General features: G+C 72.6%; 11 protein-coding genes. 1 reads left to right on the top strand and 10 read right to left on the bottom strand.

Annotation, left to right across the window (positions count from 1 at the left end; all coding sequences use genetic code 11):
• Nucleotides 1-165: 165 nt before the first annotated feature.
• The 10 genes from ACI2L1_RS36235 to ACI2L1_RS36190 all read right to left on the bottom strand — a co-directional run bounded on the left by ACI2L1_RS36235 (nucleotide 166) and on the right by ACI2L1_RS36190 (nucleotide 13583).
• Complete coding sequence (locus ACI2L1_RS36235) at nucleotides 166-912, bottom strand: amino acid ABC transporter ATP-binding protein (protein ID WP_404743676.1); 747 nt, start codon at nucleotides 910-912, stop codon at nucleotides 166-168.
• Nucleotides 913-1038: 126 nt separating this feature from the next.
• On the bottom strand, nucleotides 1039-1446 hold the full coding sequence (locus ACI2L1_RS36230; protein ID WP_404743675.1) for a DUF6278 family protein: 408 nt from the start codon (nucleotides 1444-1446) through the stop codon (nucleotides 1039-1041).
• A gap of 693 nt (nucleotides 1447-2139) precedes the next feature.
• On the bottom strand, nucleotides 2140-2919 hold the full coding sequence (locus ACI2L1_RS36225) for an exodeoxyribonuclease III (RefSeq protein WP_404743674.1): 780 nt from the start codon (nucleotides 2917-2919) through the stop codon (nucleotides 2140-2142).
• Between the two features lie 30 nt (nucleotides 2920-2949).
• Nucleotides 2950-3585, bottom strand: coding sequence for an MBL fold metallo-hydrolase (locus ACI2L1_RS36220; RefSeq protein ID WP_404743673.1), 636 nt, complete (start codon nucleotides 3583-3585; stop codon nucleotides 2950-2952).
• Between the two features lie 34 nt (nucleotides 3586-3619).
• Nucleotides 3620-4918 (bottom strand): 4-carboxymuconolactone decarboxylase, encoded by a 1299-nt coding sequence (pcaC, locus tag ACI2L1_RS36215; protein ID WP_404743672.1) that lies wholly within the window; start codon nucleotides 4916-4918, stop codon nucleotides 3620-3622.
• Nucleotides 4919-5108: 190 nt separating this feature from the next.
• Entirely contained in the window at nucleotides 5109-7505 is a 2397-nt protein-coding gene (locus ACI2L1_RS36210) for an SWIM zinc finger family protein (protein WP_404743671.1), read from the bottom strand.
• A 488-nt stretch (nucleotides 7506-7993) separates the two neighbouring features.
• Nucleotides 7994-10861, bottom strand: coding sequence for a DEAD/DEAH box helicase (locus tag ACI2L1_RS36205; protein WP_404743670.1), 2868 nt, complete (start codon nucleotides 10859-10861; stop codon nucleotides 7994-7996).
• A 113-nt stretch (nucleotides 10862-10974) separates the two neighbouring features.
• On the bottom strand, nucleotides 10975-11559 hold the full coding sequence (locus ACI2L1_RS36200) for a sugar kinase (RefSeq protein WP_404743669.1): 585 nt from the start codon (nucleotides 11557-11559) through the stop codon (nucleotides 10975-10977).
• Nucleotides 11556-12704, bottom strand: a complete 1149-nt coding sequence (locus tag ACI2L1_RS36195; protein ID WP_404743668.1) for an ROK family glucokinase — start codon at nucleotides 12702-12704, stop codon at nucleotides 11556-11558. The genes ACI2L1_RS36200 and ACI2L1_RS36195 overlap by 4 nt, the downstream gene beginning before the upstream one ends.
• A 141-nt stretch (nucleotides 12705-12845) precedes the next feature.
• Nucleotides 12846-13583, bottom strand: coding sequence for a GntR family transcriptional regulator (locus ACI2L1_RS36190; protein ID WP_404743667.1), 738 nt, complete (start codon nucleotides 13581-13583; stop codon nucleotides 12846-12848).
• Between the two features lie 130 nt (nucleotides 13584-13713).
• Here ACI2L1_RS36190 and ACI2L1_RS36185 point away from each other — a divergent pair, with 130 nt between their 5' ends.
• Nucleotides 13714-14736 (top strand): Gfo/Idh/MocA family oxidoreductase, encoded by a 1023-nt coding sequence (locus tag ACI2L1_RS36185; RefSeq protein WP_404743666.1) that lies wholly within the window; start codon nucleotides 13714-13716, stop codon nucleotides 14734-14736.
• Nucleotides 14737-14871: the final 135 nt, after the last annotated feature.

Genomic DNA, 14871 nt, shown 5'->3' with positions numbered 1-14871 from the left:
GGCCGGCGCCGGGCGGGTATGGCTCTGTGACTGCTGCCCCCTACGGTTCAAGGGCCGTGGGGGGACCCTCACCCGGCAGCAGCGTCCCTGGAGGCTTGGTCGCCATCACCGTGGGGGTGAGCGGACCATCGTAGTCGAGGCTCGAAGACATGGCCGTCGCCTCCCTCAGTGCTTGAGGATCTTGGAGAGGAAGTCCCTGGCGCGCTCGCTGTCCGGGGCGGTGAAGAAGTCGTCGGGGGCACGGTCCTCGACGATCCGCCCGTCGTCCATGAACACCACACGGTTGGCGGCCGAGCGGGCGAAGCCCATCTCATGGGTCACGACGACCATGGTCATGCCTTCCCTGGCCAGTTGACGCATGACCTCCAGGACCTCGTTGATCATCTCCGGGTCGAGGGCCGAGGTCGGCTCGTCGAAGAGCAGGGCCTTGGGCTCCATGGCGAGGGCGCGGGCGATGGCCACGCGCTGCTGCTGGCCGCCGGAGAGCTGGGCGGGGTACTTGTCGGCCTGGTCGGCGAGGCCCACCCGGTCGAGGAGTTCACGGGAGCGCTTGTCGGCCTGGTCCTTCCTGCGTCCGCGGACCTTGACCTGGCCCAGTGAGACGTTCTGCAGAACCGTCTTGTGGGCGAACAGATTGAAGGACTGGAAGACCATGCCGACCTCGGCACGGAGCTTCGCGAGGGCCCTGCCCTCCTCGGGCAGCGGCTGTCCGTCGAGCGTGATGGAACCGGACCTGATGGTCTCCAGACGGTTGATCGTCCTGCAGAGCGTGGACTTGCCCGACCCCGAAGGGCCGATGACCACGACCACCTCCCCCTTGCCGACGGTGAGGTTGATGTCCTGCAGGACATGCAGCTCCCCGTAGTACTTGTTGACGTCACGCAGTTCGATCAACGAATCGACGACGGCCATACCCAGCCCTACTCGCTCTCAGCTGTGTCGTGGTTGCCGCAACCTATCGAGGCAAGATCGCACAAAAGGAACGACACGCACTTTTCGGTCATTAGCCGTATTTACGCCGCATTTACGGCCATGGATTCACTCCTCGGCAACCTCGGCATAGAGCTGGGACAGTTCGGGCACCCCACTTTCGGCCCACTCGTGACCGGAGGCCACGACGTCGAACTCACGGCCGGATTCCAGCCGGATCACGGGCTGGCCGTCCGAGCGTAGATCCCAGGCCGCCCCGGGGACCGTCCGCACGATGACGGTGCCGAGATAGAGCCCAGCGTCGTTGCCGAGCCAGAGCAGGATCTCCGCGTCGTCACGCCAGCCCGGCACCAGCTGGTCGAGCGCCTCCAACGAGGCCGCCGTGTCGTCCAGTTGGACACCCGAACGGGACGCGTGGGAGCGCAGGAGCTCGCACTCGGAGAGGAGTTCGGCGATGCCCTCGGGGTCGCGGGTCCCGGGCTTCTTACTCCGGCCGCCCAGAAAAGGGATCTTCATACGTCCAGCGTGTCACTCACCCGGCCACGGGCACCACAGGCGCGCGGGCCGTCGTTTCCGGTCGACCTCGCACCGAGGCCGCGCATGGCGCGTTGACGTGCCGCCGATGCCCCCTTGGCCTCGCGATGCCCTTTTCGTCCCTGGTGAGCCGGAGGAGCCGTCTGTGCACCGACGTCTCCGGGGGTAGTTTCCGTGGTTCTCGTTCTGCTCACGGCCCTGGCGCCGGGAGGCACGGCGGCGTCTGCCTCGGTCGCCCGAGAGCGGCCGCAACCCCTTCCGCTGGAACGGCTCTTCGACAAACCGCGGTCACCGATGACGCCCGGCCCGGCGAGGCGGAACTCGACGGCTCGGGCGTCTCACAGTCCGCACAGAACCTCACGGTCGCCGGCTGGGCGCCCGGCCGCGCCCTCACCGTCCAGGGGACCGCGCTGTCTTGGACCGCCGGGCCGCACTCCCGACAACGTGCGGGCCGCCGGCAGGACGTGCGCGTCAGCAGCCGCGGGGACTCGCTCGCCTTTCCGGCGACGGGCACGGGCGGCGAACCGGTCGACGCCTCGGGGCCCGTGACCTACGCGAACGGTGCCGGCTCGGCGTACCGGCGCACAGTCGCCGACTGGCGCCGGGGCCCGCTCGCCACGAAGACTGTGGCACTCCCGCGCGTGAACTCGCCCATGGGCAACTCGGGCGCGAGGTCTAGACGTCCAGGTCGACCACGACCGGCGCGTGGTCGGACGCGCCCTTGCCCTTGCGCTCCTCCCGGTCGACGTACGCGTCGGTGACGGCCTTCGCGAACGGTTCGTTGCCGTACACCAAGTCGATGCGCATGCCGCGGTTCTTGGGGAAGCAGAGCTGGCGGTAGTCCCAGTACGTGAACGGGTGGTCGTACTTGAGGGGCCGCGGGACCACGTCGGACAGGCCCGCCTCGCGCAGGGAGGCAAGGGCGGCGCGCTCGGCCGGGGTGACATGGGTGAGGCCCTCGAAGGCGGCCACGTCGTAGACGTCGTCGTCCGTCGGCGCCACGTTGTAGTCGCCCAGGACCGCGAAGGGGCGGCTGCCGGCCGCGTCGCCCGCGACGGCGGCCTTGAGGGCCTCGAACCACTGGAGCTTGTAGGCGTAGTGCGGGTGGTCGACCTCGCGGCCGTTCGGCACATACACCGACCAGACACGGACCGGGCCGCAGGTCGCGGAAAGGGCGCGGGGTTCCGGGGCGCCGTCGTAACCGGGGTCGCCCGGCAGGCCCTTGACGACATCCTCCAGGCCGACCCGGGAGATCACCGCCACGCCGTTCCACCGCCCGGTCGCGTGCACCGCCGCCTCGTAGCCCGCCTCGCGCAACTGGTCGAACGGGAACTGCTCCTCGGCGAGCTTGGCCTCCTGGAGGCACAGCACATCGGTGCCGGTGCTCTCCAGCCAGGCCAGCAGCCTCGGGAGACGGGCAGTGATCGAGTTGACGTTCCAGGTCGCGATGCGCATGTCTGACAACCTACCGGGCGGCACTGACACTCACAGAGCCGTGCTCTCCCCCGGCGCGAGACGCAGGTGCTCGGCGCCGCCGAGGGCGCCGATCTGGCTGTCGTAGATCGGACGGGCGAGGTCGGTGAGGAGGGCGTCGTGGATGTCGTAGGCGCGCTGCGGCTCGACCTCACGGACGTAGTCGATGACCTCGGAGATCTTGCTCCACGGGGCCATGACCGGAAGCATCAGCGTCTCGACGGGGCGGTCGGGGACGGTGAGGGCGTCGCCGGGGTGGAAGAGGCGACCGCCGTCGATCAGGTAGCCGACGTTGGTGATGCGCGGGATGTCGGGGTGGATCACCGCGTGGAGTTCGCCGTGGACCTGGACGTCGAAACCGGCGGCGGTGAAGGTGTCGCCGTGGCCGACGGTGTGCACCCGGCCGGGGAACGCCGTCGAGATCTTCTCGGCGACCGACTTCAGCGTCCAGATCTCGGCTGCCGGGTTGGCGTCCAGGGCCGCGCGCAGCCGGTCCTCGTTGAAGTGGTCGGGGTGCTCGTGCGTGACGAGGATCGCGTCCGCGCCGAGGGCGGCGTCCTCCTCGCTGAAGACTCCGGGGTCGAGGACGAGTGTCTGTCCGTCCTTCTCCAGGCGGACACAGGAGTGGGACTTCTTCGTGAGCTTCATGGGCCCCATCCTGCCCCCGGGCCGGCCGACGGGCTCACTCGGTGGGGGTGGTCTCCTCGCGGATGACCTGCTGGGCCACCTTGAACGCGCTGTTGGCCGCCGGGACCCCGCAGTACACGGCCGCCTGGAGGAGCACTTCCTTGATCTCGGAGGGGGTCAGGCCGTTGCGCAGGGCGGCCCGGGTGTGGAAGGCGAGTTCGTCCAGGTGGCCGCCCGCGACCAGGGCGGTGAGGGTGACACAGCTGCGCGAGCGGCGGTCGAGGCCCGGCCGGTCCCAGATCTCGCCCCAGGCGTAGCGGGTGATGAACTCCTGGAAGTCGCCCGAGAACTCGTCGGCCTGTGCCAGCGCACGGTCGACATGGGCGTCGCCGAGCACCTCGCGGCGCACCTTGATGCCGGCGTCGTACGGATCGGGCCGGACGGCGGTGTGGGGGTCGGGGACGGCCGGAGCGATCTCGGCGATCGGCACGGGTTGCGGCGGGGCTGCGGTCAGGACCGGCTTGAGCGGGGCCGCGGGGATCGCCGTCTGGCCGGTGGACGAGTCGAAGGCGGGCTGCCAGGCGGTGGAGAAGTGTCTGACCAGCAGGTCGGTGACGGCGGCCGGCTGCTCGACCGGCACCAGGTGGGAGGCGCCGGGCACGACGGCGAGCCGGGCGTCCGGGATGCCCGCGACCAGGGTGCGGGCCTCGGCCGGTCCTGTGACCTGGTCGTCGGAGCCGACCAGGACCAGAGTCGGCACGCCGACGCTCGCGAGGTCGGCCCGCACGTCGAACGCGGCGAGCGCCTCGCAGGCCGCGATGTAGCAGCCGGGGTCGGTGGTGCGCACCATCTGAACGGCCCAGTCGGTGATCGCGGGCTGGGCGGCGGCGAACCCGGAGGTGAACCAGCGCTCCGGAGACATCCGGGCGATCGGGTCGAGCCCGTTCGTCCGTACGATCACCCCGCGCTGCCGGAACTCGTCGGCCGTGCCGAAGCGGGGCGAGGCGGCGATCAGCGCGAGCGAGGCGAGGCGCTCCGGGTGGCGCAGCGCCAGCTCCATGCCGACCGCGCCGCCCAGTGCGCAGCCCGCGTAGCCGAAGCGCTGCACGCCGAACTGGTCGAGCGTGGCGAGCAGCCGGTCGGTGAGATCGCCGACGGAGCCGACCGGATAGGCGTGCGCGCCGCCGTGCCCCGGAAGGTCGAACCGGAAGACACGCCACTGCTTGACCAGTTCCGGGACCTGCCGGTCCCACATGTGCCACGTGGTCCCGAGCGACGGCCCCAGGATGAGGACCGGGGCGTCTTCCGGGCCGTCGAAGCGGTACTGGAGGGCGGGGGGCTTCGTCTCACTCACGGCTCCCACGCTAACCGCCTTTTCTTACGGTCCGGCCCCTGGGCCCCCACTCCCCACACCTGGCTCCCGAACATCGACAGGGAACTCTCACACCGCCTTCACCGGAGACCGGATCGCGGAGGCGAGGCGGGGTCGGTGGGCTCTCGGTCGGTGGGCCGTCGAGGCTCGCGGGGCTCGGAGGGGCGGTCGGTCAGAGGCCGCTCGGTGTGCCCAGGCCCGTGAGGGCGCCGACGGGGTCCAGGTCCGGGGTGCCCCGCGGCCACCAGTCGTCGTGGCCCGGTTCCGACTCATAGTCGTACCAGAGGCCGTCGCGGCCCAGGCGGAGCTGGACATGGCCGCGGGGGTGAGTGAGGTGGTTGCGCCAGGGGCGGAAGGCGGGGAGGTCGGCGGCGAGGAGCAGCGGCCGGGCCCGGTCGAAGCGGCCGGCCGGCGGGTCCCAGGACTCTTCGAGTACGGCGAGACCTTCGAGCCCGCCCTGACGCCAGGCGGCGACCGCGCGGGCCAGGTCGGCGGGGGTGCGGTCGGTGGCGGCGGCCAGGGAGGCGTAGAGGGCGCGGGTGCCCGCGGTGAGTCCGGAACCGGGGCGGGCCGCGGCGAGCCGCACCGCGTCCTGCCACAGGGTGAGTTCGCCGACCGGGTCACGGCCGGTGCCGAGCAGGGCGTGAGCGCGGGCGGCGGCGTCGGTGGCCAGCTGGTCCAGGGCGAAGGGGTCGGGGCCGCCCGGGGACGCGGGGTAGGCCGGTGGCTGCTCGGGGTGCGGAGGAACGGGCAACGGGGCGGGGAGCGGCGGGAGTCGGCGGGGCGCGAGGGCTTCGCCGGCCCGTACGCCGGGCAGCGGGGTCGGCTCCTGTTCCCGGGCCGCGCGGGCCGCACGTGCGGCGCTCAGCCGGGAGAGGGCGTCGAGCAGCTCGCGTTCGCCCCGGCCGCGCAGCAGGAGCAGGACGAAGGGGTCGGCGTCCAGCAGGCGTGCCGTCTGGTAGCAGAGGGCGGCGGCGTGCTTGCAGGGGTGACCGCGGTCGGGGCAGCTGCACTGCGGTTCGAGGTCGCCGGGTCCGGGGAGCAACGGCACTCCGCACTCGGCCAGCGACTGGGGCATCTCCTTGTCGAGCAGCGCGGCGATGTGGCCGGTCCGGTCGGCGGCGAGGTCCAGGAACCGGTCCCAGTCGGCCTCGCCGAGCGTCCGCAACCGCACCTGTACGCGGTACGGGCGGGGGCGGCTTCCCTGCACATAGGCGAGCACGAGCCCCGGAGTCACGGTGATCGCGTCCACATGCCCCTGCTCGGCATAACCCCGGCCCCGCTCAAGCCGCTTGGCGTCCAGCGCGCCCTCCTCCAGCGCCGTGACCCAGGCGTTGCCCCACCAGGTGGCGGCGAAGCGGGTGTCCTCCGAGGGCCGGGGCTGGAAGGCGGGGAACGTGCGGCGCAGGTCGTTGTCCCGGCTGGGGGCGGCCATGGAGTGGGGGCGGTGGGGAGGGGCCGGGGTGGGTGGATGTGCGGCGGGGGGCCAGGGATTGTCGGCGTCGGGGTGTGCGGAGGGCTCGATGGGTTCGGTGGGCTGGGTCGGGGAGCCGGTGCCGGTGCCGGTGCGTGCGAGTGGTTCGCCGGTCTGGGCCGAAGAGTCGTCACCGGTGGGTGCGGAGGCACCGCCGGGCCGAACCGGAGAGGTGGTGCCGGTGGGTGCGAGGGTTTCGTCGGCCGGGGCCGGTGCGGCGGGGGCGGGGCGGTTGCCGGGAATGGTGCGGTCGGCGGGGCGGGTGCCCTCGGGACTGTCGTCAGGGACGGGTGACCCCGGCAGCGAACTCTCCTGCCGCGTACCGGCGTTGTCCTCGGACTCCTCCCTCGGCGGGGGCGGGTCGGCAGGCATCCGGAAGGCGTCGGCCAGCAACTCCCGCACATCGCGGGCCCGTACACCGGTGGCGGGACGCGGTGTCCGGCTTCGGTCCGGGGACGCGGCCGGGGCGGAACGACGCGACCGACGCACGCGTGCGGCCTCCGCTTCGGCGGCAGCGGCGTCCGCCCGCCTCTTGCGTGCCGCCCGCAGCGCTTCGCGGGCGGCGTCCGCGGGGCGTGTGTCGGGACGGTGAGCAGTATCGCCGGGGGTCGCTTCAGCGGGCGGAGCCGCGTCGGGAACTCGGTCCGTCTCCCCAGCAGTGGAGCCTGCGGCGGCAGCGGAGGTGTCGGCGGCGGCGCCCACGTCAGAGCGGACGGCGGCATCGTCCGCGGCACCATCCGCTGGCGAGGAGCGTCTGGCGGCGACGGCACCCCGCAGCGCCGCCCGCGCCGCGTCGCCCGGTCGAGGTGGGGTTGGGTCCGGGGCGGGGCCGGAGGCAGGGGCAGGAGTGGCCACGGCGTTCTCGGGCGCCGTACGGTCCGAGTCCTGGGCGCCAGGCACTACCGGTACGTCGGCATCGTCGGTTCCCCGTTGGGTCGAACCCTCGGCCGCCGAGCCGTCCGCTCCCCCGACCGCCGGGTGGTCCGCGCCCTTGGCGACCGGGGCAGCCGTCGGCTTCGCCGCGAAGCGGGCAAGGCTCTTGGCCACCGGGCCGTCCGCCTCCGCGGCCTCGAAACGGCCAAGCCCTTTGGGCACCGGGCTCTCCACCTCCTTTGCCGCGAAACTGCCGAGCCCCTCGGCTGCGAAGCCACTCGACTCCTCCACGACAGCACTGCCAAACCCCTCAGCCGCCGAACTGCCCGCCCCCTCCACAGCAGGACCGTCAAGGTCCTCAGCCGCAGGACCGGCCGCCCCCGGCACCGCAAGACACCCGAGCCCCTCGGCCACGGGACCGCCCGCCCCCTCCACAGCCGGACCCTCAAACCCTTCAGCCGCCGAACCCGCCCCCGGCACCGCAAGACTCCCGAGTCCCTCGGCCATGGGACCGCCCGCCTCGGGCGCCGCAGAGCCCCTCGTCCCCTCAGCCGCGGAGCTCCCCGGCACCCCGGCGGCGCCCGCCTCCTGTGCGTCCCCGCCGTCCGCCCCGGCGACCGTCGGCCGGTCCGCAGCCCCAGTCGCCTCCCGCTCCGCTCGCTCCCGTGCCGCCCGCAGGGCCCGGCGGGCCTCGTCGGCGGGGCCCGGGGTCATGACGGCCTCCGGAGGGAGACCAGGTCGGTCAGTTCGCGATCCGTGAGTTCCGTGAGGGCGGACTCGCCGGAGCCGAGGATCGCGTCGGCGAGGGCGCGCTTCGATTCGAGCATCTCGGCGATGCGGTCCTCCACGGTGCCCTCGGTGATGAGGCGGTGGACCTGGACCGGTTGGGTCTGGCCGATGCGGTAGGCGCGGTCGGTGGCCTGTTCCTCGACGGCAGGGTTCCACCAGCGGTCGAAGTGGATCACATGACCCGCGCGGGTGAGGTTCAGGCCCGTGCCGGCCGCCTTCAACGACAGGACCAGGACCGGGATCGCCCCGCTCTGGAACCGGTCCACCATGCGCTCGCGCTCGGGCACCGGCGTACCGCCGTGCAGCAGGTCCACCGGGACCGCGCGGGCGGCGAGGTGGGCGGTGATCAGGCGGGCCATGCCCACGTACTGCGTGAAGACGAGGGCCGAACCGTCTTCCGCAAGGAGGGTATCCAACAGCTCGTCCAGCAGGGCCAGTTTGCCCGAACGGGCCACCAGGCGTTCGCCGGCCGTGGGCGGGACCTCCTCCTTGAGATAGAGCGCGGGGTGGTCGCAGATCTGCTTCAGCGCCCCCAGCAACTTCAGCACCAGGCCCCGGCGCCCGATGCCCTCCGCCGTCTCGATCGCCAGCAACGACTCACGCACCACCGCCTCGTACAGCGAGGCCTGTTCACGCGTGAGCGGCACCGGGTGGTCCGTCTCGGTCTTGGGGGGCAGCTCGGGGACGATCCCGGGGTCGGACTTCTTGCGCCGCAGCAGGAACGGGCGGACCAGACGGGCCAGCCTGGTCACCGCCTCCTCGTCCTCGCCGTTCTCCACCGCGCGCGCGTGCCGGGCCCGGAAGGACTTCAGCGGGCCGAGGAGTCCGGGGGTCGTCCAGTCGAGCAGGGCCCACAGCTCCGAGAGGTTGTTCTCGACCGGGGTTCCGGTCAGGGCCACGCGGGCCGGCGTCGGGATCGTGCGCAGGGCCTTCGCGGTCGCGGAGTACGGGTTCTTGACGTGCTGGGCCTCGTCCGCGACGACCATGCCCCAGCGCTGTTCGGCCAGCCGCGACGCCGCCGCGCGCATGGTGCCGTACGTGGTGAGGACGAAGCCGCCGTCGAGGTCGTCCAGGTTGCGGTCGGTGCCGTGGAAGCGGCGGACGGGGACGCCGGGCGCGAACCGGGTGATCTCCCGCTGCCAGTTGCCGAGGAGGGAGGCGGGGCAGACGACGAGGGTCGGCTCCCGGCGGGCCCGGCGCAGGTGCAGGGCGATCACGGTGATCGTCTTGCCGAGACCCATATCGTCGGCGAGGCAGCCGCCGAGGCCGAGGGAGGTCATGAGGTCCAGCCAGGCCAGGCCGCGGAGTTGGTAGTCGCGGAGGGTGGCGTGCAGGCCCGGCGGCGGTTCGGCGGGGCGGACGCCGGCCGTCAGGCGGTCGCGCAGGGCGGCGAGCGCCCCGACCGGTACCGCCTCCACCGTCTCGCCGTCGATCTCCGCGCTGCCGGTCAAGGCCACGGACAGCGCGTCGACCGGGTCCAGCAGGCCCAGCTCGCGTTTGCGGGCCTTGCGGACGAGGGCGGGGTCGACGAGCACCCACTGGTCCCTGAGGCGTACGACGGGACGGTGGGCCTCGGCCAGGGCGTCCATCTCGGCCTCGCTCAGCGGGTCGCCACCGAGCGCCAACTGCCAGCGGAACTGGAGGAGTTCCTCGCTCTCGAAGAAGCCGGTGCCATCGGTCGCCGAGCCCGGCGCGGGCCGGACCACCGCCGCCGCGGCAAGGTCCTGGGCCAGGTCGCGCGGCCAGTGCACGGCCACTCCGGCCGCCGCGAGCCGGGTCGCCACCGCACCGAGCAGGTCGCCCAACTCCTCGTCGGACAGGGCGAGTACGTCGGGCACGTCCTGCTCGGAGAGCCGGTCCAGGGGTGACCAGACCCGGGCGGCGCGCCGCACCGCGAGGGCCGCGTCCACCCGGGCGCGTGGCCCGAAGACGGCGTCGGCGTCCCCCGCCCACAGCGCCGCCGCGTCGGTCACCAGGGTCGGGTCGGCGAGGCTGTGCACCTGGACGATCGCGGCGCCCGCGCTGCGCGCCCCGGCGTCGTCGGCGTTGAACAGGTTGTACGCGGACAGGTCGAGGCGGAGCGAGATCCGCACGCCCGCGTCCATGCCGGCGGCGACCTCCGCGGCCCAGTCGTGGGCATGCGGCAGTCGCTGCGGCGTACGGGCCGCGAAGGGCTTGCCGGAGGCGAACGGGGCGGCCGGGGTGCGGGGCAGGGTGTCGGCCACGGCGTCCAGGAAGGAGCGCATCAGCGCTTCCGGTTCGGGCAACCGCAGTGGGCCAGGGCCGGGCAGTGGGACGGCGTGGCCCTCGTGGGGCAGGGCGGCGGCGATCGCGCGCAGGTGGGCGATGTCGTCCGGGTCCAGGGGCCCGGCCCGCCAGGCGTCATGGCCGCTCGGGGTGAGACCGGGCAGCAGGCGGCCGCGGGCCGTGAGCCGCAGCGCGTGCAGGGCGGCCGCGCCCCAGCAGGCGGCGGCGGGATGGGCGGCGGGGTCGCGCCGGGCCCGGACCAGCAGAGGCAGGGCCTCGCCGAGCGGAAGCGTGAGGGCGGGGGCGGTCCGGCGTCGGACACTGGCTCCATGCGGTCGTACGACAGTGAGCTCGGTGCGGTCCGGCAGCGCTGCACCGGACTCGGAGTCCGCGGTGGGCAGGGGGGCGCCCTCGGGGTCCCAGAAGGCGATCCGGCCCTCGCGCGGCAGGGGCTCGGGCAGGAAGACCGCGGCGAGGCGGGCGGGGACGGTCGCCCCCTGCTGTTCGCGCCCGCGCTCGGCCACCATGGCCCTGTCGCTCATACGTCCTGTCACCTCCCGCCCATGTGTCGGATCAGTCGTCTTCGACTCTACGGGCGGGGTCTGACAATCGGCTCCGGCGACCGGCCCAGGGCCCGCTCGCCGGAGCGGCCGAATCAGGGAACGGTGCGCGAGACGACGTACACCTTCGGGGCGTTCGGCACGGTCAGGTTGACCATGATGTCCTGAGTGGGCGCCGGGTCCTTCTGTGAGTGGGTCAGGCCCCACCAGGAGCGCGGACCGTCGAACTTCCAGCCGCTGACCTTCTGGTCGCGTTCACTGATGGAGGTCTCGCCCTTCTCCAGCTGGGCCCGGCTGACGCCCATGCCGGTGAGGAAGGCGGCCAGGCCCGCGTCGGTCGTCCGGAACTGGACGTAGAGGCGGCTGGTCTTCCAGTTGTTGGTCTCGTAGGAGGCGACCAGGTCCGCGGGGTGTGGGACGGGCACCTGGTAGAGGCGGCGCTGGACCTTGGAGGGCCAGCCGGGCGTGAGGCCCGTCGCCGAGTACTTCGCCTCCTTGTCCTTGCCGCTGTCGCGGCTCTGGTTGGCGGAGATCACCAGATAGCCGGCCGGGACGCCGATGAGCAGGCCGATGATGAGCAGCGTGATCGCCCGGCGGCGGTTCCTGTGGCGGCGGTCCTCGGTGGGCCGCTCGGGCTCGTCGGCGGGCGCCGAGGCCTGGCGCGGCAGGGATGCGTTCATGCGGTGTCCCGGGACGTACGGCGGGCCTCCACGTACCGTTCGTAGCGCTCGTGTCGCTCCACCCGACGCCGGTTGGCACGCCGGAAGCGGCGGGCGACCAGCCGGGCGAGGTCGGCGGCGCCCACCATGCCGGCGTCGGGGCCCAGCTGGGCGCGGGCGATACGGGCCTCGGGGCGGTAGCCGCGGCCGGTGAGCTGGCGTTTGAAGGCGTCCCGCGCGGGGCCGATCAGCAGGTCGTCGGCCGCGCTGACACCGCCGCCGATGACGAAGCAGGACGGGTCGAGGGCGGCCGCGAGGTTGGCGATGCCGACGCCGAGCCACTGGCCGATGTCCTGGAGCAGCTCGATGCACATCGCGTCGCCCTCACGGGCCAGCTCGGTGATGATCGGGCCGGTGATGTCGGCGATGTTGCCCTTGACGTGCTCGATGATCCCGTACGCCACCGGGGAGTCGGCGGCGGCCAGCTCCCTGGCCTCCCTGACCAGCGCGTTGCCGGAGCTGTACTGCTCCCAGCAGCCGCGGTTGCCGCACGGGCAGCGGTGCCCGCCGGGGACGACCTGCATATGGCCGAACTCGCCGGCGACGCCGTACTTGCCGCGCTTGACCTGGCCGTCCTCCAGGATCGCGCCGCCGATGCCGGTGCCGAGCGTGATCATGACGAGGTGGTCCTCGCCGCGGCCCGCGCCGAAGCGCCACTCGGCCCAGGCGGCGGTGTTCGCGTCGTTGTCCACCAGGACGGGGACCGCGAGGCGGCCCGCGATACGGTCCCGGAGGGGCTCGTTGCGCCAGGACAGGTGGGGGGCGAACAGGACCCGGTTGCGGTCGGCGTCGATCCAGCCGGCCGCACCGATCCCGACGGCGTGCACGTCGTGGCGGTCGGAGAGGTCCAGGACGAGTTCGACGATGGTGTCCTCGACGACCTTGGGGCTCTTGGACTTGTCCGGGGTCTCCGTGCGGACCTTCTCCAGGATGTTGCCGTCGGCGTCGACGACACCCGCCATGACCTTGGTGCCGCCGATGTCGATGCCCACCGTGGGCACGCGGGGTGCCGTCAGGTGTGAGCGGCGTTCCCTTGTGCCGACGGTTCGCAGGGCCGGGGCGCGGCGGGAGCCTATGGGGGCGCTGAAGTTGCCGTAGGTGCTCATCGGCCCTGATTCTGCCTCACCCTGTGTATGGGTGCTGTGCGGGGGAGCAAAGGGGGTGCGCGTTCTTTGCCGGGTGCGGGTGCCATGTGGCTGGTCGCGCCCACGCGGCGGAGCCGCAAATCGATTGAGCCCCGCGCCCCTTCAGGGGCGCACCAGTAGCTGGAATTCGAATGAGTAGCGAGTGGGGCGGTAGGTATGGGTGCCGTATTCGACTGCTCTGCCTGTGTCGTCGAAGGTCACTCGCTGCATCGTCAGCAACGGCGAACCCTCCTGTTCCGCCAGGCGGTCCGCCTCCTCCTTCGTCGCCGCTCTCGCGCCGATCGTCTGGCGGGCGCTGTGCAGGGTGATGCCGGCCGCGCGCATCATGCGGTACAGGCCGGTGGTCTCCAGTTGGGCGGTGTCCAGGTCGAGCAGCGCCGGTGGGATGAAGTTGCACAGGTGCGCCATCGGCTCGCCGTGCGCGAGGCGCAGCCGCTCCACCCGGTGCACCTCGCTGCCCTCGGCGAGACCGAGCGCCGCGGCGATCTCGGCGGTGGCCTCGACGACCGTGTTGACCAGGACCTTCGTCGCGGGGCGCTGACCGGCCGCTTCCAGGTCGTCGTAGAGGCTGCTGAGCTCCAGCGGGCGCTTGACCTGGCTGTGCACGACCTGGGTGCCGACTCCGCGGCGGCGCACGAGCAGGCCCTTGTCGACCAGGGACTGGATGGCCTGGCGGACGGTGGGCCGGGACAGCCCGAGCCGGGCGGCGAGCTCGATCTCATTGCCCAGCAGGCTGCCGGGGGTGAGCGTCCCGTGCTCGATCGCGGCCTCCAGCTGCTGGGACAGTTGGAAGTACAGCGGCACGGGGCTGCTGCGGTCCACGCTGAGCTCAAGTGTCACGGTCGGGTCTACTTCTGGTTTCGGCACGGGAGCGAGCGTAGCTCCGTGCGTTGTTGACGGGAAGTTGTGTAGTTCGGTTGTCCGGACATACGGATTGACAGGGCGGGGCTCGCGACCACATTTTGTTCACATGCGCATCGGGGTCATAGGGACGGGCCGCATCGGCACCATTCATGCGAACACGCTCAGCCGCCATCGGGAGGTCGGTTCCTTAATACTCACGGACGCGGACGGCTCGCGGGCCCAGGAGCTCGCGAACCGCCTGGGGGAGACAGCGGCCCCCGGCGTCGACGAGATCTTCAAGTGGGGCGTGGACGCCGTGGTGATCACTACGGCGACCTCGGCCCATGCCGAGCTGATCGGCCGCGCGGCACGCTCGGGACTGCCGGTGTTCTGCGAGAAACCCATCGCACTCGACCTGCCCGGCACACTGCACGCCATCGCCGAGGTGGAGGCCGCGGGGACGATTCTCCAGATGGGCTTCCAGCGCCGCTTCGACAGCGGCTACGCGGGGGCGCGGGAGGCGGTGCGCTCGGGGCGGCTCGGACGGCTGCACACCGTGCGTGCCCTGACCTCCGACCAGGCGCCGCCGCCGGTCGAGTGGCTGCCGCTGTCCGGCGGGCTGTACCGGGACACCCTGATCCACGACTTCGACATCCTGCGCTGGGTGACCGGGCACGAGATCGTCGACGTGTACGCGGCCGGGTCCGACGCCGGTCCACCGATGTTCCGGGCCGCGGGCGACGTCGACACGGCTGCCGCCCTGCTCACGCTCGACGACGGGACTCTCGCGACGGCCACGGCCACGCGGCTGAACGGGGCCGGGTACGACGTGCGCATGGAGCTCGCCGGCGAGCTGGACCAGGTGGTGGTGGGCCTGGACGACCGTACGCCGATCGCGTCCACGGAGCCCACCGGGCCACCCGCGGCGGACAAGCCGTGGACGGGATTCCTGGAGCGGTTCGGACCGGCCTACGAGGCCGAGCTGGCCGCGTTCATCGAGGTGGTCCGCGGCGAGAGAGCCAACCCCTGCGACGGGCGCGAGGCCTTGCAGGCGCTGCGGATCGCCGAGGCGTGCGAGGTGTCCCGGCGTGAGCACAGGGCCGTGCGGCTGGCGGAGATCCCGGGTGGGACGAGCGTGGCGGCGTTCTGAGGCGGCCGGGGCGCGGGACGCGTCGCCGAGACCGGCCGACGCCACGGCGGGGCCCAGCGAGCGCTGCCCTGCCCGCGACGACGGACCCGACGACTCCGGGGCCCGCCCGGCCCCGGCACCACTCAACACAGGGGC

The sequence above is a fragment of the Streptomyces sp. NPDC019531 genome (assembly GCF_044903305.1).
Classification (GTDB): domain Bacteria; phylum Actinomycetota; class Actinomycetes; order Streptomycetales; family Streptomycetaceae; genus Streptomyces.
This window is presented reverse-complemented; position numbering and strand designations above follow the sequence as displayed.

Bases quoted from the DNA above. Each gene is read 5' to 3' on its own strand.
- ACI2L1_RS36225 (WP_404743674.1), bottom strand. From the start codon at position 2,919: ATGCGCATCGCGACCTGGAACGTCAACTCGATCACTGCCCGTCTCCCG.
- ACI2L1_RS36200 (WP_404743669.1), bottom strand. From the start codon at position 11,559: ATGAACGCATCCCTGCCGCGCCAGGCCTCGGCGCCCGCCGACGAGCCC.
- ACI2L1_RS36230 (WP_404743675.1), bottom strand. From the start codon at position 1,446: ATGAAGATCCCTTTTCTGGGCGGCCGGAGTAAGAAGCCCGGGACCCGC.
- ACI2L1_RS36205 (WP_404743670.1), bottom strand. From the start codon at position 10,861: ATGAGCGACAGGGCCATGGTGGCCGAGCGCGGGCGCGAACAGCAGGGG.
- ACI2L1_RS36195 (WP_404743668.1), bottom strand. From the start codon at position 12,704: ATGAGCACCTACGGCAACTTCAGCGCCCCCATAGGCTCCCGCCGCGCC.
- ACI2L1_RS36220 (WP_404743673.1), bottom strand. From the start codon at position 3,585: ATGAAGCTCACGAAGAAGTCCCACTCCTGTGTCCGCCTGGAGAAGGAC.
- ACI2L1_RS36185 (WP_404743666.1), top strand. From the start codon at position 13,714: ATGCGCATCGGGGTCATAGGGACGGGCCGCATCGGCACCATTCATGCG.
- ACI2L1_RS36235 (WP_404743676.1), bottom strand. From the start codon at position 912: ATGGCCGTCGTCGATTCGTTGATCGAACTGCGTGACGTCAACAAGTAC.